The following is a 21,028-nucleotide window of genomic DNA, read 5'->3' as shown; positions in this document are numbered from 1 at the left end:
TCCTGCCGCGATCTTCGGCAACCACCCGCACTATTGACCTCCGCAGCCACTCCCCCTACACAGCGCGGGCCGAAGGCATGATCCGGAAACAGCCGGTTTTCCCCGCGACGCGATCTCTAGGCGAAGCGGCAAGACATGCCTCTCGAATGTCCGAACACGATGGCGATCTCTTCGAGCCATCAGCGGCCATGGGAGCGCGTAGCTCAGCCGGTAGAGCACGTGACTTTTAATCACGGGGTCCTGGGTTCGAGCCCCAGCGCGCTCACCAAGCTAAATCAAGCACCTAGAGCCAAAATTCAGCCCTTCGAGTTGAGGGGATTTTTAGGGCCTGCACACAGTGTGCACACTCGCCGGGTGCAGCCATGACCGCCATCGATATTGTCGGCTGGGTTCTCTTGGCAGAGGTTATGGTGCTAACCCTAGGCTTTGCGAAGAAGCCGCCAACGTGAGCCGTGCCATTCACAGCGGGTTCATACGTGCTGAGGCACGCTGCGCCCCATGGAGATTCTCAGATGATCGTTTCCGTGCTCGCCGCAGCATTACTTATGGGCCCGCCCGTGCCGGGGCTGGTTCAGCCACCCATCCAGCAGGTCCAGTATGGTGTGCCAAGACACCCTCCTCCATGCGGCCACGGTTGGGACCTGAGCGCCCGAGACGGCATGTGTTATCCGAACGGAGCCCTCCCTCCTCAAGAACAGGCTGCGCGGCAGTACTATCATCGCGGCGGCGGAGGTTACGGTGGAGGCTACGGTAGACATCCCGTCCGATGCGGCCACGGCGCCGACGTCGATATTCGAGACGGTCGGTGCTACCCCAACGGCACGGTGCCGCCACAGTTTCAGCAGGGCCGGCAGGGATATTACGGTTATGGCGACTATTATCACCGCCCAAGGCGCCATTACTATTAAGCTATCAAAGGCCCGCCAGCGCGAACCGGCGGGCTCCTGTCACAAGCCTGTGGCATGTCCGTTGCACAGTCGAAGCCAACTGGGATTTCAGCGCTCAGTTTGAGAATGACACGCTGCCGGGACATGTATTTCGAGCCCGGCAGCGTTCGATTTCGAGACTCGTGAGACAACCGCTATGGCATGAGCAGAATCAAGCGCACGGGCACATTTCCGGAGCCTGCTGCTTCGCCTCCCCCGGATCATCGTCCTCAGCGTCGCTGTCGTCCTGCTCCATGTCGGTGAAATAGTCGCCTCGCATGCTCTTGGTTCATTGCCCGATCCAGGCTCCCGGCCCTGGGTTCGAGCCCCAGCGCGCTCACCAATAAAATCAAGTAGCAAAAATCGAAATGCCGTCCGGCTCAGCAGGTGGGCAGGAACAAAGGTCACCCGTTCCAGCTTGAGTCTCGCTGGCTCGTCGGCCGAGTTGGCGGAGGCGGCGCCGACCAGCCGGCACTATGTTTTCTGCGCATGGGTCCTCATGTCGTGGACGAAGAGCGCGACTGGAGGGAGACTTGCGGGTTCTTGTAGCCGAAGACGAAGACCTGATCCGGGACGTGGTGGTCGACATCCTGGAGACTCACGGGCACGAGGTGATGGAAGCTGATAGCGGCGAGCGCGCGCTCGAGCTCTGTGCCGAAGCCACACCCGATCTCTTGTTCACCGACATCAGGTTGGCGGGCTCGCTGACGGGCTGGGATGTCGCCATCCAGTGCAGGCAATCCAATCCGCGCATGCCTGTGATCTACGCCACCGGCTACACGCACGCCGCTCCGCGTCCGGTGTCCGGCAGCATCATGCTCCAGAAGCCGTTCGGGCTTGAACGCCTCTTGGAAGCGATGCAGTCGCTCGCGGGCGATTAGCTGCAGCCAGCCGCGGTCACTGCTTTGCAGACTGACAATTGTCAGTCGTTCGACTCCACGCAGGAACGAAGGGCCTTCCGCACGCTTTGGCAGGAATGCCAAATGTCTCGCCCGGGATGGTCAGGCCGCTGCGGCTCGCTCTGCTGTATGGGCACCTGATCGCGCGGGGCACGCGGCTGTATCATCCGGGCGGCTCGCAGCCGGTGTGCAGCCTGTCATTTGCCAAGCAAATGGTCGAGGCGGGTTTGCTCTGCGCAAATGGCGAGAGCTTCGAGCTGACGCAGGAAGGCCGGAGCTTCGCCGGTTGATGCGCACATCATTGGCTTCCCCACGAACTCAACAACCGCTGGCGCGTGACCAGGGTCGTGAAGTCAAGCGAGGCGTTCCAAGCAGCCCGCCCGCCGGATCTGACAATCTACGGTGACAGTGCACTCAACTGTGAACGAAAACTCGACCAATTGCCATTTTTTCCCGAAACGATTCACATATGCGAATGAAGCTACAAAGAAGAATGCCGCTTCCTGAGAGGTGCTGGGCAAATCGGGAGCATGCTTCATTGACTGACGAGGTTCCGTCGCAAAGCCGATTTTTCATTCGCATGGGCGGCAAGGGTTGGATGGTCTACGATCGAGAACGCAGGGGCCCAGCACTGATCGGGACCGATATGGCGGCCAATCTGACCAAGGAGCGAGCTGAACAATTGCTACTTCTGCTGATGCCCTCACGCGCGGAGAGGTCGCGTGCGGCGAACGATGGTGGTTCGCCAGCGTGAACCGGTAGGCCCAATGGTTGCAGCCTCCTTTCTCGCGCGCCGCATTCGAACGTGTTCACCGGCCGCCGTTCGCGTTGCCGTCGGGGCTGGTTCTGGCCTAGACCTCGAAAATTTAATGCTGGACGGTATCTTTTGAGACACCCAGCTCGAATGTTTGAGCAGACGATATCACCCGGCGTGCCACGCTGAGTGGTGCGTCGGGCGGCCTCGGTGTGTCCGCAGCCAGCCCCGGGACGCCCGGGGCCGTTCCTTTGGATTCACGTTTGTTGATGCAGGAACGTCCCTCCAGGACGAACATGTCGTTACCGGGGCCGGCAAGTTTCATCTCGGATCTATCGTAACCCGGTAGGGCCGCTGTTCCAGAGCGGCGGCCCTTGTTCTGAAGCGTGAACCGGGGGCCGCGCCTAGCGCCTCTTTGGCCGATCGGTTTCTGCTGATCGCGATTTAGGGTTGCCACCCTTGCGAATTGTCGGGGGCGGCTTGCCCGCGTGACTATGCCTCTCTTGCATTTGCTCGGCTGCGACTACGCGCGAGCGCAGATCTTCCAATGCGGAAAGCCCAGAAGCAAGCTCATCGAAACGCTGCTTCAGAACAGCGGTGTGATCGAAAGTGCCCATGTACCCCCTCCGTCAACGAGCCGACCGAAAAGTGGGAAAATCATGCAATCGAGGAATGCAGAGGCATGGAGTCAGTTCCTTTGAAGAGTGCTGCGCCGTTGTCGCAGTTCGTGCGATGCGACTCGGCTCCTCCATCCGCGAACGCTCAGAGGCAGGCGCCACGGCTACGATCGCAAATCGCGCCTAGCGCCAATGACGGCCCCGACCGTGGGGGGCTTTTGGGGTGTGAGGCCGGGGCCGCTGGAGGTGCTTGGACCTTTGGGGAAGGCCAAAGCCACCGAAGACTAGGAAAAATCGGCAATCGCTTCTGCTCGCTTTCGCACATTGCTTGTACGTTTTGTTTGCGCAGAACGAAGCCAATTGCCAATGAAGGACTATCTGGCGCAGATCGAGAAACTTGGCAAAGATGCGGCCGAACGCGCCCTGATCCGCGACTTGGCTACCGATCCAGCCAAGCGCGAAGTGTTCGACAGGCTCGCAAGCCACCTCACGGTCCTTGCTGACCAAGTGGAAATGGCGATGGTTGAGCGGAAGGCCGGGACCGACCCGTCTCGGCCTTAGAAGCACGCCGCGGATCCGGTGCCCGATCCGCGCAGACATGGCCCAGTGATTTTGTGGCTCCAGGCTTCGAAGCCGCAGTGGTGGTCGACATGCTGAGCGGAGCTGCGGAGATGCTGATGCACCGCCAATCCAGATCAGCATGGGAACGTTTCGATCGGCACTGAGTCCTACAGGCGCAATCCATCCCGTTTCCTCGTGGATCGAACGATGGAAAAAGCACTCGCCTATGCCATCTCGGCGGCCCTTGTGGGCTTCGGTCTTTTGATCTTTTTCGCCGGTCTGTCTTCCAGCTCGCCCGCCTTATGGACGATCGTCGCGCTGGTCCCGATCACGATCGGGATCGTGAGCGCCTTTGGTCCTGTGTGACTTGATGTGGAAACCAGGGCTTTAGGTCAGCCCGTCTGTATTTTTCGAATCGGCAGCCCGTGTTCGCTCTCTCGGAGCTTCCAACCGCTGGTGACCCGCGTGAGCCATTTCGTCTCGATGCTTCTGCTTGCGACGGCCCTGGTCCTGACGTTGTGCTTCGGAGTGGCGGCCTGGCGCCTCTCGGCAGACAAAGAGGCCGACATCACCGCCACGATTTCCCATCAGGAATACGGTTGGAGGCCAAGGCCCAGCAACTGAAACTTTGACAAACCCGCTGACATCGCGCCGGAAACGTGTAGGATTCCCCAAAACCGGAGGAACGGCATGTTTGAAATCAACGGTTTCGACACGGCGGGCGTCGTCAATCTCAAGCGGTCCTCACTCGCCGCGGCCCTCAAAAAGGCCAGGGAGCTGGTCGAGGACGGATGCTGGGACGTTCAGGTCGTTGATCCCACAGGCCGGGTCTATACCTCGTTCGAGGAGGAAGCGGCCTAGCCAGAACGCGTCCTCAGCTCTCCGGCGCCGCCACCGCAGCCGGCGCGGTCAGCGGAGCCCCTCCGATCGACACCGGCCCTAGAGGCCCCAGGGGCTTGGGCTCACGCACCAGCCGCTTGCGCATCGCGGCGGACAGTCCGTAGCGCGCATTCGCTCTGCGAACGGACGATGTCACGTCCGACATCATCACGTTCTGCAGCGAGTCGACCTTGGCGATCAGCGTGGTGAGCTGCGAGGAGATCTTCTTCACGTCGACCCGCTCGTCCGTGATGCTCTGCCGCAGCGACAGCAGCAAGAGTGAATCCTGCTGCAGCAAGGCTGCATTCTGCTGCAGGGTTTGGTTGTTCTCCTGCAGCGAAGCCGTGTGCTGCTGCTGGGCCGACTGGATCTCCTTCAGGGCGGTGACGACCGGATCCGGTTTCGGCGCCGACGCTTCCTGTCGCGGCAGCAGTTCAGCCAGGCTGGCAACATTCAGTGACGGCATGCCGGAGGGCGACGTATAGATGGCCGCCGCGCCGTTGATGGCGAGGGCACACACCGCCAGCGGCAGGATCGTCTTGCGGCGGGGCGTGATTGGCGGCGTTTCAGCTTCCGGGCCTGCGGGTTCCTGCGCGCCTGCAGCGTCTGCAAGGGCGACGGCGTCGAGCTCTTCGGCGAAGCTTGGCGTTTCGAAGGACGTGGTCATTTGCACTGACCCCCATGGAGCGAGCAACAGGAAGCCGCCCCTGGAACGCCTCGCGACGATCCGCTTACGCAGCACCCATACACAACTGCCTAAAATTGTCGGCTTTCTGGATTAATTCCGCGTTAGCGGCGCGGCCGGCGGACGGCCCGGCAACCCCGGCCGATTACGGATCCGGTGCAAGCTCCTCGCCGTGCATTCGGCAACAGCCATGCCAGCAACGGATTTTCCGAAGTTGGCATAATGCCACTGTTTTGCCCGACAAATCAACGGCCAAGTGACGGCGCCTCCGGCACGGACTCGGCACTATAGGCCTGATCCGGGTCGTGGACCACGCTTGCTTGGGCCACCTCGGCCGCGATGGACGCGCCGAATGCAGAACGCCTTATCGCACAAGCACATAGCTACTGTGCATGGGGTTGTTTTCGCACTTTCCGATTTACCCCTCGTCCAGCAGCTCGAACAGCTCGTGCGTCCGCTCAAACCGCGAGCGCCACATGTGCTTTGGTAGAGCGCGATGCACCGAGTCGACCTGTTCCCCCGTCGCTCGCAGATTACAAACCTGATCCTATCGGGCTCGTAACGCGTTTGGGCGACACAGTCGTTCGTCGCTCGACCCGGGCCTTGGCATCCAGCACCTTGTCTCCAGCTCGTGCGGCTCGCGGCCGACTGATCTGGTCCGAAAGGCTCGAGCCTCTCCCTGACAGACTATTTGAACCAACACTGGCGTTTCCTTGAGCCTGTGTTGCCGGTCGGAATCTGCTTTGGGAGAACGCCGAACCAGCGGCCTTTTGATCTTCATTGCTCGTGCCGCTGCCAATTGCGCCGATCGGCAGGCCATTTTGAGCGCGACCAGCCCCGGCATTTCTCGCGGCCTGAGCTGCCGCCCGCGACCTCGCAGGCGTGGCGGGCTGGACGTTCGAATTGGTCGCTTCGCTGTTGGTGCCCAGATCTCCGCCGGGCGCGATGTCCTTCGTCCCCATCCCTGGGGGTGCTGAGGGACCTGCATTGCCCGCACTCGTCCCCATTCCAGAAGGCGCCGAGCCGCCAGCGCTACCCTGCCCCGTTCCCATGCCCGCTCCGGCGGAGCCGGCATTTGCGCCGCCCGCTTGCACCAGGGCCAACAGACATGAGCCTGCGACAATCGTGGCAATCACTGGACGAATGGCATGTGACATCGGACGATCTCCTTCGCCACGCCCAAATTAACTATAATGGTGGAGCAGGGTTTCCGCTACGAATTCGCAGTTGCGAGCGCTGACGAACGCGCAAGCCCCTACCCCTCGTCCAGGAGCTCGAACAGCTCCTCCACCCGCTCGAACGGCGCATCGCGCATCGGGCTGTGATAGACGACGCGGTCGCCGTCGCGTTGCAGTGACTTGCCTCGCGACTTGCGCAGGCGTCCGGGCAGGAACGTCGCTGCCGCAGCTTCAGGCCCGACGTCGAGGCGGATGATGCCGCGTCGCTTGCATTCGATCCTGAGCTTGGCCGCGGCGAAGAAGTCGCGCGCGAGCTTTGGCAAGGGTCCGAAGCGGCGGGAGGTTTCCTCCTCGAGGTCGTCGAGATCGTCCTCGTCGTTGCATCGTGCGGCGCGGGCATAGAGCTCGAGCCGCACCGGCTCGGACTGCACATAGCTCTCGGGCAGCATGTCCCCGACCGGCAGGTTGAGGTCGGGCACCCACAGCTGCTCGTCGCTCTTCTCCGAGGCCATTTTCAGCAGGTGGCTGTAGAGCACCGGCCCGAACACCTGGACGTGGCCGGATTGCTGTTCCGAGAACAAATCGCCCGCGCCGCGCAGATCCAGGTCGCGCTCGCTGATGGCAAAGCCCGCGCCCGGCCGGCTGAACTCCTCGAGCACGGCGAGGCGCTTCTCGGATTGTCCGGACTCCGTCTCGGTGAGCAGATGCGCGAAGGCGCGGATGCCGCCGCGGCCGACGCGTCCGCGCAGCTGGTGCAGTTGAGCGAGGCCGAATTTTTCCGGCCAGCACACCACGATGGTGTTGGCGCGGGGAATGTCGAGACCGCTCTCGACGATGTTGGTCGCGAGCAGGACGTCGGCATGGCCTTCGACGAAGCTCATCATGCGGTCGTCGATTTCGTCCGCGGCCAGCCTGCCGTGCAGGCAGACGATGCGCAGGTCGGGCGCCACGGCCCGCACCCGCGCCAGCATGGGATCGAGATCCTGGATGCGCGGGCAGATCAGGAAGCTTTGGCCGTGGCGGCGCTGCTCGCGCAGCAGCGCCGAGGCGATCGCCGCATCCGACAGCGGCGCGATCCGGGTCGCGACCGGAAGCCGGTGCACCGGGGGCGAGGCGATCACGCTGAGATCGCGGAAGCCGGCGAGGCCGGCGGCCAGCGTGCGCGGGATCGGCGTCGCGCTCATCATCAGCACGTGGACGTTCTTGGCGAGCCCTGCGAGCTTTGCCTTTTCCGCCGCGCCAAAATGCTGCTCCTCGTCGACGATGACGAGGCCGAGATCGTCGAACCTGACGTCCTTGCCGGTGAGCGCCTGCGTGCCGATCACGACCTTGGTCCGGCCGCTGCGCAGGCCCTCCCTGGTCTCCCGCAGCGCCGCGCCGGAGGTCGCGCGCGAGAGGTTGCCGACCTCGATGCCGAACGGGGCAAATCGCTTCTGGAACGTCGCGACGTGCTGGCGGGCCAGCACCGTCGTCGGCACCGCGACCGCCACCTGCTTGCCTGACAGCACCACCGCGGCTGCGGCGCGCAGCGCGACCTCGGTCTTGCCGAAGCCGACATCGCCGCAGATCACCCGATCCATCGGATGGCCGGATGCGAGATCATCCAGCACGTCCCGGATCGCCTGGGCCTGGTCGATCGTCGTGAAGTAAGGAAAACGCGCGACGAACTTCTCGTAGGCCGATCCCGGCGGCACCAGCTTTTCGCCGCGCCGCCGCCGGCGCTGGCTGATGTGCTTGGCGAGCGCCTTGCCGGCGATCTGGATCTCGCGCTCGGCCTCGCTGCGGCGCGCCCACCACGTGCTGCCGTCCGCCTTATCGAGCGAAAGCCTGCCGAGCTCGGCGGCGTAAGGCCACATCAAGGCGAGATCGGGCGGCGGCACCAGCACCGCATTGTCGCCGGCGAACTTCAGGCGGATCATCTCGCGCATCGCGCCCCCGCCGGTGTTGACGGTCTGCAGGCCGTCGAGCACGGCAAGGCCGCGCTGGAGATGAACGACCACCGTGCCCTGCTCCGGCGCATCGGCATGGTCGAAGGCCGCGCTCCAGGCGCGCGCCATCGGCTGCGGATGATGCGCGCGGCTGCCGAGCACGTCGGACGCCGTCACCACGACCAGAGGCTTCTTCGCCGGCACGACGAAACCGGCATCGAGATCGGCGAGCAGCGCCATCTCACCGCCCCGCCCGCGGGCCGCCTCCTCCCAGTCTTCGCAGCGCTCCGCCTTGACGCCGCTCATCCGCTCCATCACGCGCAGATCGTCCTCGTGCGCGGCAACGAGGATCAGCCGCGACCCGGCCCGGCGCGTCTCCTCGACGAAGCCACGCAACGCCTTCCGGGAGGATGTCAGCTTCGAAAATTCCGGGATGGCCTGGAACGGTGCCGTCCGCGGCAGCACCTTGATGCCCTTGGAGAGCCGCTTCCAATCGCTGCGCCCGAGATATTCGCGCTCCCGCTCGCTGCGGGGCGCGGCCTCCTCGATCGTATCGAGCCATCCGTCGGCATGCGACGGCACGCCGGCATCGGCGATCCATCTGGCGCCCACGCAATAATCGAACAGGCTGGCGCGCTTACCGCCTTTGCCGGCAAGGCCGAGCCGCTCCGACATGGGATCGACGAGCAGCTCCCTGGTCTCGAAGATGATCCTGTGCTCATGCGGGTCGAAGGCCACGATCCGTTTGATCGTGTGCTGCGAATGCTCGATCCGGAACGGCCCCAGCGCGCCCGCCGGGAATATCTCGAAGGTCTGGCCGTGGAACAGCGCCCCGCCCGGATAATCCGGCTCATCGTCAAGATCGTAACCGAGGGATTGCAGGCGGGACTCCAGCTCCTGCTCGGAGAACGTGCCGCCCACCTTCAAGCTCAGGCTCAGGCGCGACAGGCTGGCCGGCGGCGGCATCCGCTCCATCACCGCTTCAGCCGTCGATACCAGAAACACCGGCTTCTTGGACTTCGCAAGGCGCCTCAGCACGGAGGCTCTGCGCCCCGCGAGCTCGTGCGAGGGCTCCAGTTGATCGAACGGCAAGGTATTCAAGCGCGGAAACACCAGCACCTCGCAGGCGGGGTCGAGCGCGTGAATGACGCTGCCGAGCCGCTCCGCCCTGTTCTCGCTCTCGGCGAGAAACACGATGCCGCTGCGTCCGGACTGCTTCCATTGTCCAAGCAGATGAAGGGCCATCATGCCGAGAGGCGACGAAGACGAGATCGTGGCGCGCTGCGATCCTTTGCTCTTCTTCGGCGGCTTCTTGGCCACCCTTGCCTTCGTGGAAAGCCTCACTTGGACCCGTTTCTGCTTTTGAACCGCCGCAAACTGAATGCGAGCCGCCTTGCCCCTCGAATCGGCAGCTCGGCGCCATGCATATGGGATTTGCCCTGCGAACGCACCCCTCCTCGGTAACGTTCGAGGCGGCGGCGCGATCCCTTTCGATCTGCTCTTGGCTGTGAGAATGGAGGCACGAAAAAGCCCCAGCGCTTGGAGCAACGCTGGGGCGTTTCGTTCGAAATGAATCGGTTAAGCAATGACGTCTTCATAGCAGCGGTTTCGCCGCGCGCTTGTGAACTGGTTCACACGCCTAGTTGGCTCGGCGATGTCTGGCGGCATCGGGCCAGGCCGGCATTCAAGCTTTCTTCAGACATTTCGGATCAGCTGACGATCCATTTCAAAGTGATTGTCATCCGCGCATGAGTTCGGTCCAGGTTCAGTGCACGCGGTGCAAGAACGTGTTTCGCGATCGCGCCGGCCGGTTGCAGGACGGCTATTCCAGGCAATGTCCGAGCTGCGAAGTCGTGCTGTTCTTCGCCGAGGACTCGCAGCATCCCTTCATCAAGCGGGCGATGCGCAGTGCGCGCCAGGCCCGCAAGGAGATGCGGGAGCTCCAGGCCGCGAAGCTCGCCGCACCCGAGCCGGAGGTGGCGCAATCGAGGAGGTTTGCTGGCAGGACGCGATCGGCGGCGCGGGAGGACTAGCGGCTCAGCTTCGCCGCCGCTTGCGCGGAAACAGGCGGTCGCGGATGTAGCGCGAGGTCGCCGTCAGGCGGATGCCGCGGGGCTTGTGCCAGGCGGCGCGGTCGATCTCCTTCTTGTCGCCGATCGCCAGCCTGCCCTTGGCGGACTTGGCGATGAAGATCGCGTCGCTCATCTTGCGGCCGGAGCGCTTGTTCCTCGCCTTCACTTCCTTCCAGAGGCTGATCCTGCCGAGCTTCAGCTTGGGCAATTCCTCCTTGATCTCCCGCCGCAGGCAGTCCTTCTCCGACTCGCGCGCACGCTTGCGGCCGCCCGGAAACATCCACAGGCCGTCCGACCGGCGTCTGACCAACAATACCTTGCCGCGCCTGGCGGCAACCAGCTTGGAAGACTTTGCCATTGCTGCCGTTGTCGAAAACAGAATCGACCCAATGGTAACTTGTCTAGTCAAACAGACAAGTTAGCGACGCGCCTTGATCACAAGCCACGAGCTAACCGGCATGGGCGGCTGACACCGCGCTGGCGGGCGCGAGATCACCCCTTCCCCGTCTCCGCCCGGTCCTCGGTCCTGATCCAGGCCATCATCATTTCCCAGGCCACCGACAGGATGATCGGTCCGATGAACAGTCCGACGATGCCGTGGGCCAGCGTACCGCCGATCACGCCGACGAAGATCACGATGGTCGGGGTGGTCAGGCCACGGCCCATGACCAGCGGCTTCAGCATGGTGTCGATGAAGCCGACCAGGACGAAGAACACGGTGAGCAGCAGCGCGGTGGTGACGTCCTTAGCGGTCCAGATCCAGATGATCACTGGCAGCAGCACCAGGAAAGCACCGATCTGCACGATCGAGAGCAGCAGCACGATGAAGGCAAGAAGGCCCGCGCTCGGCACCGAGGCGAGCTTGAAGCCGATTCCGGCGAGCAGCGCCTGGACGATCGCCACGCCAATGACGCCCTGCGCCACGGCGCGGATGGTCGCACCGGCGAGCGAGAGGAAATGCTCGCTTTGCTCCGGCACGATGCGAAACAGGAAGTTGCGGCCGGCCGCGACCAGGCGCGGCCCATGCGGAAACAGGAAGCCGGCCACGAACACGGAGACGAGAAACTGGAGCGTGCCAAGGCCGGCGTCGCCCGCGAGCGAGAGCAGCGGGCCGGCCAGCGGCTGAAGATACGGCGCCACCTCGCGCACCGCCGTCCGAACGTTGTTGTAGGCCTGATCCCAGAGCTCGTAGAGCCAGGGGCCGACCAGCGGCCAGGACTTAAGCTGCTCCGGAGCCGATTGGAGCACGAGGTCGCCGGTGCCGAGCTGGTGCGCCAGCTCACGCACGCCGTCCACCGCGCTGATGCCGAGCCAGGTCGCCGGGCCGATGACGATACCCAGCGTGATCAGGGTCAGGATTATTGCTGCGGTTTTGGGTCGGCCGCCCAGGATCTTGGCGACCCAGCTGAATGCCGGATAGAACGCGACCGCCAGCACGCCGCTCCAGGCCAGGATTGGCACGAATGGGCGGATGATCAGGAAGGTCCAGATGATCAGCAGGGCGAGCAGGCCGAGGCGGATCACGAGCTGGATGACGTCCTCGCCCGTCAGCAACTGACGGAGGCTTTTCACGGGCACAGCTTTCCTTGCGGCATGAACGCAACTTCCGCGCTTGCGGGCTCAGCCGTTATTGCCAGCAACGTATCTGGCGTCAAGACGACCGGCTGCCGGATACCACATCGCCCGCCCCCAACCCGGCTTGGCTAACGCGGGTTAACCGGATTTCCCCGCGCCGGTTTACGCCCCTGCAAATGCTGGTGACTACCTTTCTTCGTAGTCACCGAAACGCATTCTGGGTCATGGCCAACAGCATCTGGACGATCGAAGAATTCACCTGCACCGGTTGCGGCATGAACTACACCGCGACCAGAGAGGAGCACAGCGAGGCTCACAGCGGCAACTTCAAATGCGGCATCTGCAGCGGCATCGTGCATGCCTGGTCCGGCAAGCACCACTTCTTCGGCTGGCAGGCCGTGAAGACGAGGCCACCGGTGTTCGGGCGGCGCTGGGCCGGCGTCGAATGGTAAGCCGCCTGCGGTGACGCCGGATCCGCCGAATTGCGCCGGCGCCGTTTGCACTCCGTTCACCGATCGCGGCTAGATCAGGACGGATCCTCCGCTTCGAACGCCATGGCCGACCTCAACGCCGTCCTGACCAGGCTCAACGACCGTCTGCTTCGCCTCGAGGGCGAGCTGTTCGTGCTGCGCTCGCTGGCGCGCGCGACATTGACCGCGGGCGACGACCATGCCGCGCGCATGCGCAAGCTGGTCGAGGCCGCAAAAGTCGCGCTCGACGACGAGGCCAAGCGCTCTCTCGACAAGCCGACCCGAAAATATGTCGATGCCGCAACCGCACTGGTGGAGGAGCTGCTGGTCGAACCCACCCCGGCGCGGCCGCTGTTCACGGTGATCGACGGCGGCCGGCGCGACTGAGCGCCCGCCTCAGCACGGCGATGACTACCGCCCATACATGCCCGGCGCACGTGCCCCGTGCGGGTAGCACTGTTCCTGCGAGTAATTGTAATCATAGCCGTCCGGACAGAGCCCGCCGCGTCGTCCGTAATATTGAGGGCGACCGTAAGCGCCGGGCGCGTGCGTACGATTCGGGTAGCACTCGCCTGTCGAGTAATTATAGTCGTAACCGTGCGGGCACAGGCCACCACGGCGCCCATAGCCCGAGCCGCGGCCCCCGGTGTAGACACCCGGCGAGTGACGGTCGTTGGGATAGCAGCGGCCGTTCGAGTGGTTGTAATCGTAGCCGTGTGGACATTGCCCGCCCGGACCGCCCCTGAACTGAACCTGCTCCACCATGGGCGCTGTCGGCGCCGCAGGCACGGTTGCAAGCGCAAGCAGGCCGGCCAGCGCAAGTTCGATCATGACGATTCCTTCAAAACACGGGACAAGCCTATCAGGATTCGCGTCCCACGAAACGACATGGCAATTGACGCATGGCTGGCCTGAACCCCGCATGAACCGGGCTCGGACTGCGACAATGCGTCAACGCCAGGCATCGCGCACGATGCCGACGTCTAGATCGTGGACTTATCCGACTTGAGCCGGCTGAGCCCCGCCTCGATGATCGCGATCTCCTCGTCGATCTGACCGATCGGCAGGCTGAAATCATAGCCGGACCGGCTCTTCAGATCGACCGCGAGCCGCTGCCTGTGCATCATCAGCTCGTCCAGTCCACGGCGGTTCTTCAGACGCACATAGGCGTCGACGATCTGCTCGATCGCGTTCGGCATGAGATCTGTCCCGGCGAAAAGGCCCGGCGGCGCGCCCACGCCGGCGGACGATTTCGGTGTCGCGGTACGCAATACAAATCCGCGACGGATTCGTCGATACGCCAAGCTGGTTGAGATCGTGTTACCGTTCGATGATTTCGTCAGTCGTGGGCATGAAAGGCCGCCGGCGGCCAAAAGCCGGGGTCGAAAACGGATGCGGGTTGAAAATGTCGCCAGCCCCGGTTGGCGCACCCTTATCAGCCAATCCGAGGCATCTCTGTTAAAAACGAAACACAGGAACCGCTACAGGCTCTCATCGACGACGCAGGGCCCCAGGCAACGGTAGGCGTCCGAGATCGGCGCCACCTGATGGCGCAACGCCGGTCGGGACCGCCGGGAAGGCCCGCCAGCTTGGGCCGAAGTGGCCGCCAGCAGTGTCGCGACAGCGAAAAACCCGACGCTGCGCATTGCCTTCGCTCCCAAGCCGATGTCATGCCCGCTTGGAAGGCGCCGGACGGCTCGACGGCGCAATCCCGGCGTTCGCGCAAGCGGCACCCGGCGCATTGTTGATAACCCACGCAAACGCTGCGCGGGTGGTGACAGGGCATGCGGACGTGTTATCGGGGGATGACGCAGTTGCGAGACGGATCGGACACCCATGCGAATTACCCTCGTCGGCTCCCGCCATTTTGGCGTGACCACCCTGAACATGCTCCGGGAGCACAGCGTCTCGGTCGTCCGGGTCGTGGTGGCGGACGCCGACGACCGCCTCGCCGCGGCGGCCAAGGCGGCGGGCATCGAGGTGCAGGTGCAAGCCAATCCCAAGCTGGTGGTGGCCTCCGAGATCGCCCCGGACACCGATCTGATCATCACCGCGCACAGCCATGCCAGGATCGGCAAGGATGCGCTCGCCGCCGCCAGGCTCGGCGGGATCGGCTATCATCCCTCGCTGCTGCCGCGCCACCGCGGCAAGGCCGCGGTGGAATGGACCATCAAGGAAGGCGACCCCATCGCTGGCGGCACGATCTACCATCTCGCCGACCGCATGGATGCCGGCGCGATCGCCGCCCAGGACTGGTGCTTCGTCAAGAAGGGCGAGACCGCACGAGAGCTTTGGGAGCGCGCGCTGGCGCCGCTCGGGCTCAAGCTGCTGGCCGACGTGATCGATTACGCCAAGGTCCACAAGGCGCTACCCGCCAAAGTCCAGGACGAGCAGTTCGCGACCTCCGCGCCGAGCCTCTCCTGAGCCAAGACCCTCTGAGCCTGCCCTCGGAGCCGAAGTCTCCTGGAGCAAGCTCTTTCCGAGTCGTCCTGACGTTTACCCTTAACGTGCGGCGCCCTTGATTCTGCTTCGGAAATTGGAGCCAAAAGCGCAAATAAACCATTGTTCCCAAAGGAACAATTTTCGCTTTGGCATCGCAACAAATTTCCGTCACATTTCGTCCGAATAAGCGTCAACAACTCAGACACATTCAAGGACGAATTCATGCGTTTTGGTCGCATTGCGGTGTTCTGTGCCGCCCCAGTTCTCGCTGGCACCCTCGCCGCCCCCGCCTTCGCCCAGAATCCCTATGACGGCAATTGGCAAGTCACCATCGTGACCAAGAGCGGTTCGTGCGAGCCGACCGCAAGCTCGATGCTGACGGTTGCCGGCGGCAAGATCACCGCGCCCGGCGCTAACGTTTCCGGCACCATCGGCAGCGGGGGACTTGTGAAAGTTTCGATCAATGGTGCATATGCCAACGGTCAACTCAGCGGCAACGCCGGATCGGGGAAGTGGAATGGAGCATCTGCAGGCATACCGTGCAGCGGGCGGTGGGAAGCATCGCGCCAATAAACCAATTGAGGCTCGCGCCCGGAACCGGCGGCTGCTGATCGCGGCCGCCGTTTTGTTTGGGGCTGGGATCGCCGCGACCGAAAGCAGTGCCCAGTCGGGTCCGTTCGCCCCACTGGCGGGCAGCTGGAGCGGCGGTGGCACGGTCACGCTGGATGACGGCTCGACCGAGCGGATCCGCTGCCGGGCCAAATACGCTCCGATCGGACCGACCATGGAGATGTCGCTGACCTGCGCCAGCGATGCCTACAAATTCAACCTCGGCGCCAACGTGAAGGCCGAAGGCGGCGCCATTGCAGGCAGTTGGTCCGAGACCAGCCGCAACATCTCCGGTTCGCTCCAGGGCCGCGGCAGCGGCGGAAGCTACGAGCTGGTGGCCTCCACCGCGGGCTTCAACGCCAACATCTCTCTCAAGACGTCCGGCAACAAGCAGAACGTCACGATGCGCGCGGACAGTCAGTTCCGCGGCGCGCACATCTCGATGTCGAAATAAGACGCTAGCTCACGCGACAATCGATCCGGCGCCCGCGCCGGATCGATTTTTTATGGGCCGGGCACGAACGCCGTGACCTCGATCTCGACCTTGGCACGCTCGTCCACGAGGCCTCCGATATAGAGCAGCGTCGAGGGCGGAAAATTGCGGCCGAGCGTTTCCTTCCAGGCCGCGCCAATGCCGGCACCTGCCGCTTCGTACTCGGCGCGGCTGGTCAGGTACCAGGTCAGGCGGACGATGTGCTCGGGGCCGGCACCGGCCTCGCCCAGCAGCTTGACGATCCGCTTCAGCGCCGTCGCGACCTGGGCTGCCATGTCGGGATCGTAACTGCCGGCCTCGTCGCCCCCGGTTTGGCCGGCGAGTACCACCCATCGGCCCGGCCCCTCGGTCACGACGCCGTGGGAAAAGCCGCGCGGTTTTTTCCACTCGGCCGGCTGCAAGATGCGCATGGGCAATGTCTCCCGATCTTTGTCGTTGTTCGCTGATGCCTTAGCATGCCGCCCAGCATCGCTGCATCCGCAGATTTGGCCGTTGCAAACGGCGGCAATGTCGCCGATACCGGCCGCCCCTCCTTGGTCCATCCCTTTCCGTATCCGCCGCAGATGAGCACCACACCGTCGAAAATGATGGCTGCACTGTGGATGGCCGGCTGGCTGTCGCTGATGCTGATCATGGCGGTGGCCGGGCGCGAGACCACGCGCGAGCTGAATGTTTTTCAGATCATGGAAATGAGGTCGCTCGCCGGCTTCGTCTTGCTCTCACCGATTATCTACCGCGCCGGCGGCTGGAAGGTGCTCAAGACATCGCGCCTGCCGCAGCATGTCGGCCGCAATTTGGTGCACTATGTTGCCCAACTCGGCTGGTTCTTCGCACTGACACTGATCCCGATCGGCCAGGTGGTGGCAATCGAGTTCACCATGCCGATCTGGACGGCCGTCCTCGCGGCGAGCTTCCTGTCCGAGCGGATGACGCCATGGAAGATCGCCGCCATCGTGCTCGGCCTCGTCGGCGTTATCGTCATTGTCCGCCCCTCGACCGGGGAGATCAATCCGGGGCAGCTCATTGCGCTGGGCGCCGCCATGGGATTTGGCGTCGCGATGGCGCTGGTCAAATCGCTGACCCGCACCGAGAGTGCGCTCTCGATCCTGTTCTGGATGCTGGTGGTGCAGTCGGTTGCGGGCTTCATTCCGACGCTGTTGGTCTGGACGTGGCCGTCGCTCTATGTCTGGGGCTGGGTCGGCGTGATCGCCGTCTGCGGCACGTTCTCACATTATTGCCTGGCCAGTGCGATGCGCTACGCTGACGCGACGGTCGTGGTTCCGATGGACTTCCTGCGGGTTCCACTGACTGCAACTGCCGGTTGGCTGTTGTATTCCGAGCGGCTCGACGCCTGGACCGTGCTCGGCGCCGCGCTGATCCTGTTCGGCAATTTACTCAATTTGAAGCCCGCTTCGTCGGTTCCCGCCCGGGCCAGGTGAACCTCGCGCCGTCTCGCGCGACAAAACCAAGTGGCCGTGTGATTTGGATCACGTTGGAGCGACACTCCATCGTGCACATTCGGCCACACAGCAGCGGGTTGAACGCAACGGACTGCCGTTTTGGTGGCGCGAAGTCGGGCACTTCGTGTAGGTTCGTGGCCGATTTGTTGCTGCCTGCAATTCGATTCTGGGGATTTCAGAATGCGCTATCTCACCCTCCTCGCTTCGCTGATGTGCATGGCGCTGTCGATCAGTGCCGCCAAGGCTGACCGCCGCGTCGCCTTCGTCGTCGGCAACGGCTCCTACAAGAACGTCGCGCAATTGCCGAACCCGCCGATCGACGCCAAGGCGATGGCGGCCACGCTGCGCAATGTCGGCTTCGAGGTGATCGAAGGCTCCAATCTCAGCCGCGACCAGATGACCGAGAAGCTGCTTGATTTCGGCCGCAAGGCGCAAGGCTCCGATATCGCGCTGTTCTATTATGCCGGCCACGGCATCGCCGTCAGCGGCACCAATTACCTGCTGCCCGTCGATGCCGACATCAAGTCGGAGATGGACGTCAAGCTGGGCGCCGCCATCAACATCGACCTGACGCTCGAGCAGACCATGGGCGATGCCAAGGTCAAGCTCGTCTTCCTCGACGCCTGCCGGGACAATCCGTTCGCCGCGAAGATCAAGTCGAATTCGGCGACCCGCAGCGTCAACGTCCAGAGCGGCCTCGCCGAGATGAAGTCCGGCGAAGGCACGCTGATCGCGTTCGCCACCGGCCCGGGCCAGACCGCACTCGACGGCCAGGAAGGCAACAACAGCCCGTTCACGCGGGCGTTGATTGACAACATCACCAAGCCCGGCGTCGAGATCCAGCAGGCCATGACGTCGGTGCGCGCTCAGGTCAATGAAGAGACCCGCAAGGGCCAGCTGCCCTGGGGCCACACCAACCTGACCGGCTCCGTCTATCTCAATCAGGCGCCGACCACCCAGGTCGCCGCTGCGGCCCCGACCGCGACCGGCATTGTGCCGGCGGCGACCGGAAGCTCGGACGGTGTCGAGCTCGAATACTGGCGCTCCGTTAAGGAGTCCAACAAGGCCGAGGAGCTCAATGCCTACCTCACCGCTTACCCGAACGGCCAGTTCAAGGCGCTGGCGCTGGCGCGGCTAGCGGCGATCAAGAGCGGCCCCTCGACCGCGACCCGCACGCTCAATGCCGGCGTCGATCCCGCCACCTTCACGGATGAGGCTACCCAAGTGACCGAGGACCAAATCGGTCTCGACAAGAACAAGCGTCGCGACGTGCAGCGTCGACTCACGGCGCTCGGCTTCGACACCAACCAGACCGGCGTCTTCAACGACGAAACGCGGTCCGTGCTCAAGCGCTGGCAGACTGCGCGCGGCTATCCCTCGTCGGGTTATCTCAACAAGAACCAGCACAAGGCCCTGCTCTCGGAAATCGTGGCTGCCCCGGCAACGGCGAGCGACGGCAGCCAGAAGCCGGCTCGGCGCGCCGCCACCGCCCCGGCTCAGAGCAGCGCGCCGGCACCGGCTCCCCAGCCACGCAGCAATCCCGGCGATGCTGCCGGTGCGGCCTTCGTCGGTGGCGTCGTCGGCGGCATGATGGGCGGCATGTTCCGCCGCTGAGAGCGAGACGGATCCCAGACGACAGAAGCCCGGCTCGCGCCGGGCTTTTTCGTTTGTGATCCTCATGGTGAGGAGGCGCGAAGCGCCGTCTCGAACTATGAAGGCGCGCCTCGACCAGCGGGGCCTTCATCCTTCGAGACGCTTGCTTCGCAAGCTCCTCAGGATGAGGAGCTACAGCCCATCCGCGAAGTCTACTTCCCTGCCACCTTGCGCAGCGCCTCGTTGATGCGATCCTGCCAGCCAGGACCGCCCTCCTGGAAGAACTCCAGCACGTCCTGGTCGATGCGCAGCGTGACCTGCTCCTTGATGCCGGGCACGGCGTTTTGCTTGGGCGGCGCCGTGGCGACCTTGGCCGTCACCTTCTTGAACGCCGCCTCGGCCTCGGTCCTGGCATCGCCCAGCGTGCGCGGCCGTCTCGGTTGATCCGCCATGTCCTAGATTCCCTCAAACAGAGCCGTCGAAAGATACCGCTCGGAGAAGGACGGCACGATCGCCAGGATGGTCTTTCCGGAAGCTTCCGGCCGCTTGCCGATCTCGAGTGCGGCGGCGATCGCGGCGCCCGACGAGATGCCGCCCGGAATGCCCTCATGCCGCGCCAGCGCGCGCGAGGTCTCGATCGCCGTGGTCGAGTTGATCTTCACGATCTCATCGATCACGGAGCGGTCGAGGATGTCAGGGACGAAGCCGGCACCAATGCCTTGGATCTTGTGCGGAGTATGCTGTCCCCCCGAGAGCACCGGGCTCTCCTCCGGCTCGACCGCGACCACACGCAAGCCCGGCTTGCGCGGCTTGAGTACCTGGCCGACGCCGGTGATCGTGCCGCCGGTGCCGACGCCGGCCACGAAGAAGTCGATGCTGCCGCCGGTGTCGTTCCAGATCTCCTCCGCGGTGGTGCGGCGGTGCACCTCCGGATTGGCGAGGTTCTTGAACTGCTGCGGCATCACCGAATTCGGCGTCGTCTTCAAGAGCTCCTCGGCGGCCGCGATGGCGCCCTTCATGCCCTGCGCCGCCGGCGTCAGCACCAGCTCCGCGCCGAGAAAGGCCAGCATCTTGCGTCGCTCGATCGACATCGATTCCGGCATCACCAGCTTGAGCCGGTAGCCGCGGGAGGCCGCGACGAAGGCGAGCGCAATGCCGGTATTGCCGGAGGTCGGCTCGATCAGCACGGTGTCCGGCTTGACGATGCCCGCCTTCTCCATCGCGATGATCATGGCCGCGCCGATGCGGTCCTTCACGCTCGCGGCAGGATTGAAATATTCTAGTTTTGCCAAAATGGTCGCGTTCACGTCGTGCATGCCGGGCAGCCGGCGCAAGCGCACGATGGGCGTGTTGCCGAAGGCATCGACGATCGAGTCATAGATCCGGCCACGGCCGGGTTGGTGCGCTGCACCCGTGTTGGACGATACGTCCATGATGAACTCCCTGTGGCGACGATCTGCACGTCTGTCGCGGCCCTGCGCAGTTACGGACAGCTTGCGGCGACACGCAAGCGGCTATGCAGCACATGTTAAATACGCTGCATCGCAAAATCGCGTGAGCTTTAATTAGCAGAAAACCAACGTATTTGTGTTGCGACCTCGTCAACTGATTCTGCTTATGTTAGACTTAGGTCTCAAAGCAGGGAGGTCACCACGATGTCAGCGGTTGCTGAAGTGATGTCGACCGTAGCGCTAAGGCGTGATCCGCGTTGCAGCGAGTTGCCGACCTGTCCCGTCTGCGCCGACTCCATGGTCGCCGCTGAAGCATCTGCCTACGTCTCGGACCACATCATCAGCTACCTCTGGACTTGCGACAATTGCGGCTACGGCTTCGTGACCAAGCATGCCGTGAAGCGGCGGCTCGTGTGCAACTGAGTTTGGACTGTTG

General features: G+C 63.7%; 22 protein-coding genes and 1 tRNA gene. 15 read left to right on the top strand and 8 right to left on the bottom strand.

Going from position 1 to position 21,028, the window contains the following annotated elements; translation table 11 throughout:
- The first annotated feature begins 192 nt into the window (after positions 1 to 192).
- The 6 genes from I6F20_RS05335 to I6F20_RS05310 all read left to right on the top strand — a co-directional run bounded on the left by I6F20_RS05335 (position 193) and on the right by I6F20_RS05310 (position 4,618).
- A tRNA-Lys gene (locus I6F20_RS05335) sits at positions 193 to 268 on the top strand.
- Between the two features lie 1,191 nt (positions 269 to 1,459).
- Positions 1,460 to 1,807, top strand: a complete 348-nt coding sequence (locus I6F20_RS05330; RefSeq protein WP_036012559.1) for a response regulator — start codon at positions 1,460 to 1,462, stop codon at positions 1,805 to 1,807.
- A gap of 116 nt (positions 1,808 to 1,923) precedes the next feature.
- Positions 1,924 to 2,115 carry a hypothetical protein gene (locus I6F20_RS05325; protein WP_225112455.1) on the top strand — a complete coding sequence of 64 codons (192 nt, stop codon included), beginning with the start codon at positions 1,924 to 1,926 and terminating at the stop codon, positions 2,113 to 2,115.
- Between the two features lie 1,447 nt (positions 2,116 to 3,562).
- Positions 3,563 to 3,757, top strand: a complete 195-nt coding sequence (locus I6F20_RS05320) for a hypothetical protein (RefSeq protein WP_225112456.1) — start codon at positions 3,563 to 3,565, stop codon at positions 3,755 to 3,757.
- Positions 3,758 to 3,964: 207 nt separating this feature from the next.
- A complete protein-coding gene (locus I6F20_RS05315) occupies positions 3,965 to 4,123 on the top strand; it encodes a hypothetical protein (protein ID WP_164936882.1) in 159 nt (52 codons plus the stop codon).
- Positions 4,124 to 4,447: 324 nt separating this feature from the next.
- Positions 4,448 to 4,618 carry a hypothetical protein gene (locus tag I6F20_RS05310; RefSeq protein WP_167361663.1) on the top strand — a complete coding sequence of 57 codons (171 nt, stop codon included), beginning with the start codon at positions 4,448 to 4,450 and terminating at the stop codon, positions 4,616 to 4,618.
- A gap of 13 nt (positions 4,619 to 4,631) precedes the next feature.
- Here the strand turns inward: I6F20_RS05310 and I6F20_RS05305 are convergent, their stop codons facing one another.
- Both I6F20_RS05305 and I6F20_RS05300 read right to left on the bottom strand, forming a co-directional pair.
- Positions 4,632 to 5,303, bottom strand: a complete 672-nt coding sequence (locus I6F20_RS05305) for a hypothetical protein (RefSeq protein ID WP_057029247.1) — start codon at positions 5,301 to 5,303, stop codon at positions 4,632 to 4,634.
- A gap of 1,273 nt (positions 5,304 to 6,576) precedes the next feature.
- Complete coding sequence (locus I6F20_RS05300; protein WP_225125346.1) at positions 6,577 to 9,675, bottom strand: DEAD/DEAH box helicase; 3,099 nt, start codon at positions 9,673 to 9,675, stop codon at positions 6,577 to 6,579.
- 500 nt (positions 9,676 to 10,175) lie between these two features.
- Between I6F20_RS05300 and I6F20_RS05295 the strand changes: the two genes are divergently transcribed.
- Positions 10,176 to 10,460: a hypothetical protein gene (locus I6F20_RS05295; RefSeq protein WP_036028134.1), complete on the top strand. Its 285-nt coding sequence runs from the start codon at positions 10,176 to 10,178 to the stop codon at positions 10,458 to 10,460.
- A gap of 4 nt (positions 10,461 to 10,464) precedes the next feature.
- On the opposite strand, the gene I6F20_RS05290 is transcribed toward I6F20_RS05295, so the two are convergent.
- Entirely contained in the window at positions 10,465 to 10,857 is a 393-nt protein-coding gene (locus I6F20_RS05290; protein ID WP_157286040.1) for an NUDIX hydrolase, read from the bottom strand.
- Positions 10,858 to 10,991: 134 nt separating this feature from the next.
- On the bottom strand, positions 10,992 to 12,071 hold the full coding sequence (locus tag I6F20_RS05285) for an AI-2E family transporter (RefSeq protein ID WP_370107652.1): 1,080 nt from the start codon (positions 12,069 to 12,071) through the stop codon (positions 10,992 to 10,994).
- Positions 12,072 to 12,298: 227 nt separating this feature from the next.
- Between I6F20_RS05285 and I6F20_RS05280 the strand changes: the two genes are divergently transcribed.
- On the top strand, positions 12,299 to 12,526 hold the full coding sequence (locus I6F20_RS05280; RefSeq protein ID WP_036012574.1) for a hypothetical protein: 228 nt from the start codon (positions 12,299 to 12,301) through the stop codon (positions 12,524 to 12,526).
- Between the two features lie 102 nt (positions 12,527 to 12,628).
- Positions 12,629 to 12,931 (top strand): hypothetical protein, encoded by a 303-nt coding sequence (locus tag I6F20_RS05275; RefSeq protein ID WP_036012577.1) that lies wholly within the window; start codon positions 12,629 to 12,631, stop codon positions 12,929 to 12,931.
- A 596-nt stretch (positions 12,932 to 13,527) separates the two neighbouring features.
- On the opposite strand, the gene I6F20_RS05270 is transcribed toward I6F20_RS05275, so the two are convergent.
- Entirely contained in the window at positions 13,528 to 13,743 is a 216-nt protein-coding gene (locus I6F20_RS05270) for a hypothetical protein (protein ID WP_036012594.1), read from the bottom strand.
- A 637-nt stretch (positions 13,744 to 14,380) separates the two neighbouring features.
- On the opposite strand from I6F20_RS05270, the gene I6F20_RS05265 reads away from it, so the two are divergent.
- From I6F20_RS05265 to I6F20_RS05255, 3 genes are all read left to right on the top strand, one after another.
- Positions 14,381 to 14,968: a formyltransferase family protein gene (locus I6F20_RS05265; RefSeq protein WP_036012580.1), complete on the top strand. Its 588-nt coding sequence runs from the start codon at positions 14,381 to 14,383 to the stop codon at positions 14,966 to 14,968.
- 240 nt (positions 14,969 to 15,208) lie between these two features.
- On the top strand, positions 15,209 to 15,559 hold the full coding sequence (locus tag I6F20_RS05260) for a hypothetical protein (protein ID WP_036012597.1): 351 nt from the start codon (positions 15,209 to 15,211) through the stop codon (positions 15,557 to 15,559).
- On the top strand, positions 15,504 to 16,049 hold the full coding sequence (locus tag I6F20_RS05255) for a hypothetical protein (RefSeq protein WP_036012583.1): 546 nt from the start codon (positions 15,504 to 15,506) through the stop codon (positions 16,047 to 16,049). The genes I6F20_RS05260 and I6F20_RS05255 overlap by 56 nt, the downstream gene beginning before the upstream one ends.
- 50 nt (positions 16,050 to 16,099) lie before the next feature.
- Here I6F20_RS05255 and I6F20_RS05250 read toward each other — a convergent pair whose 3' ends face one another.
- Positions 16,100 to 16,498, bottom strand: a complete 399-nt coding sequence (locus I6F20_RS05250) for a RidA family protein (RefSeq protein WP_036039759.1) — start codon at positions 16,496 to 16,498, stop codon at positions 16,100 to 16,102.
- A 153-nt stretch (positions 16,499 to 16,651) separates the two neighbouring features.
- Here I6F20_RS05250 and I6F20_RS05245 point away from each other — a divergent pair, with 153 nt between their 5' ends.
- Together I6F20_RS05245 and I6F20_RS05240 are read left to right on the top strand one after the other, a co-directional pair.
- Complete coding sequence (locus I6F20_RS05245; RefSeq protein WP_036012600.1) at positions 16,652 to 17,527, top strand: DMT family transporter; 876 nt, start codon at positions 16,652 to 16,654, stop codon at positions 17,525 to 17,527.
- Between the two features lie 201 nt (positions 17,528 to 17,728).
- A complete protein-coding gene (locus tag I6F20_RS05240) occupies positions 17,729 to 19,162 on the top strand; it encodes a caspase family protein (RefSeq protein WP_057029251.1) in 1,434 nt (477 codons plus the stop codon).
- Between the two features lie 191 nt (positions 19,163 to 19,353).
- Here the strand turns inward: I6F20_RS05240 and I6F20_RS05235 are convergent, their stop codons facing one another.
- Both I6F20_RS05235 and cysK read right to left on the bottom strand, forming a co-directional pair.
- Positions 19,354 to 19,593 carry a BrnA antitoxin family protein gene (locus I6F20_RS05235; RefSeq protein WP_036012607.1) on the bottom strand — a complete coding sequence of 80 codons (240 nt, stop codon included), beginning with the start codon at positions 19,591 to 19,593 and terminating at the stop codon, positions 19,354 to 19,356.
- A 3-nt stretch (positions 19,594 to 19,596) separates the two neighbouring features.
- The gene (cysK, locus tag I6F20_RS05230; RefSeq protein WP_036012610.1) at positions 19,597 to 20,574 is read right to left on the bottom strand and encodes a cysteine synthase A; all 978 of its coding nucleotides are present in this window, start codon (positions 20,572 to 20,574) and stop codon (positions 19,597 to 19,599) included.
- 222 nt (positions 20,575 to 20,796) lie between these two features.
- Between cysK and I6F20_RS05225 the strand changes: the two genes are divergently transcribed.
- Positions 20,797 to 21,015 carry a hypothetical protein gene (locus I6F20_RS05225; RefSeq protein ID WP_036028144.1) on the top strand — a complete coding sequence of 73 codons (219 nt, stop codon included), beginning with the start codon at positions 20,797 to 20,799 and terminating at the stop codon, positions 21,013 to 21,015.
- Positions 21,016 to 21,028 lie beyond the last annotated feature (13 nt).

Origin of the sequence: Bradyrhizobium sp. IC3123, from assembly GCF_020193625.1 — a bacterium.
Classification (GTDB): Bacteria; Pseudomonadota; Alphaproteobacteria; order Rhizobiales; family Xanthobacteraceae; genus Bradyrhizobium; species Bradyrhizobium yuanmingense.
The sequence above is the reverse complement of the archived record's forward strand: the minus strand, read 5'-3'. Positions and strand labels throughout refer to the sequence as shown.

Bases quoted from the DNA above. Each gene is read 5' to 3' on its own strand.
- I6F20_RS05240 (WP_057029251.1), top strand. From the start codon at position 17,729: ATGCGCTATCTCACCCTCCTCGCTTCGCTGATGTGCATGGCGCTGTCG.
- I6F20_RS05255 (WP_036012583.1), top strand. From the start codon at position 15,504: ATGGAGCATCTGCAGGCATACCGTGCAGCGGGCGGTGGGAAGCATCGC.
- I6F20_RS05325 (WP_225112455.1), top strand. From the start codon at position 1,924: ATGGTCAGGCCGCTGCGGCTCGCTCTGCTGTATGGGCACCTGATCGCG.
- I6F20_RS05305 (WP_057029247.1), bottom strand. From the start codon at position 5,303: ATGACCACGTCCTTCGAAACGCCAAGCTTCGCCGAAGAGCTCGACGCC.
- I6F20_RS05300 (WP_225125346.1), bottom strand. From the start codon at position 9,675: ATGATGGCCCTTCATCTGCTTGGACAATGGAAGCAGTCCGGACGCAGC.
- I6F20_RS05250 (WP_036039759.1), bottom strand. From the start codon at position 16,498: ATGCGCATCTTGCAGCCGGCCGAGTGGAAAAAACCGCGCGGCTTTTCC.
- I6F20_RS05295 (WP_036028134.1), top strand. From the start codon at position 10,176: ATGAGTTCGGTCCAGGTTCAGTGCACGCGGTGCAAGAACGTGTTTCGC.
- I6F20_RS05260 (WP_036012597.1), top strand. From the start codon at position 15,209: ATGCGTTTTGGTCGCATTGCGGTGTTCTGTGCCGCCCCAGTTCTCGCT.
- I6F20_RS05275 (WP_036012577.1), top strand. From the start codon at position 12,629: ATGGCCGACCTCAACGCCGTCCTGACCAGGCTCAACGACCGTCTGCTT.
- I6F20_RS05320 (WP_225112456.1), top strand. From the start codon at position 3,563: ATGAAGGACTATCTGGCGCAGATCGAGAAACTTGGCAAAGATGCGGCC.
- I6F20_RS05315 (WP_164936882.1), top strand. From the start codon at position 3,965: ATGGAAAAAGCACTCGCCTATGCCATCTCGGCGGCCCTTGTGGGCTTC.
- I6F20_RS05310 (WP_167361663.1), top strand. From the start codon at position 4,448: ATGTTTGAAATCAACGGTTTCGACACGGCGGGCGTCGTCAATCTCAAG.
- I6F20_RS05265 (WP_036012580.1), top strand. From the start codon at position 14,381: ATGCGAATTACCCTCGTCGGCTCCCGCCATTTTGGCGTGACCACCCTG.
- I6F20_RS05270 (WP_036012594.1), bottom strand. From the start codon at position 13,743: ATGCCGAACGCGATCGAGCAGATCGTCGACGCCTATGTGCGTCTGAAG.
- I6F20_RS05225 (WP_036028144.1), top strand. From the start codon at position 20,797: ATGTCAGCGGTTGCTGAAGTGATGTCGACCGTAGCGCTAAGGCGTGAT.
- I6F20_RS05245 (WP_036012600.1), top strand. From the start codon at position 16,652: ATGAGCACCACACCGTCGAAAATGATGGCTGCACTGTGGATGGCCGGC.
- I6F20_RS05280 (WP_036012574.1), top strand. From the start codon at position 12,299: ATGGCCAACAGCATCTGGACGATCGAAGAATTCACCTGCACCGGTTGC.
- I6F20_RS05235 (WP_036012607.1), bottom strand. From the start codon at position 19,593: ATGGCGGATCAACCGAGACGGCCGCGCACGCTGGGCGATGCCAGGACC.
- I6F20_RS05290 (WP_157286040.1), bottom strand. From the start codon at position 10,857: ATGGCAAAGTCTTCCAAGCTGGTTGCCGCCAGGCGCGGCAAGGTATTG.
- cysK (WP_036012610.1), bottom strand. From the start codon at position 20,574: ATGGACGTATCGTCCAACACGGGTGCAGCGCACCAACCCGGCCGTGGC.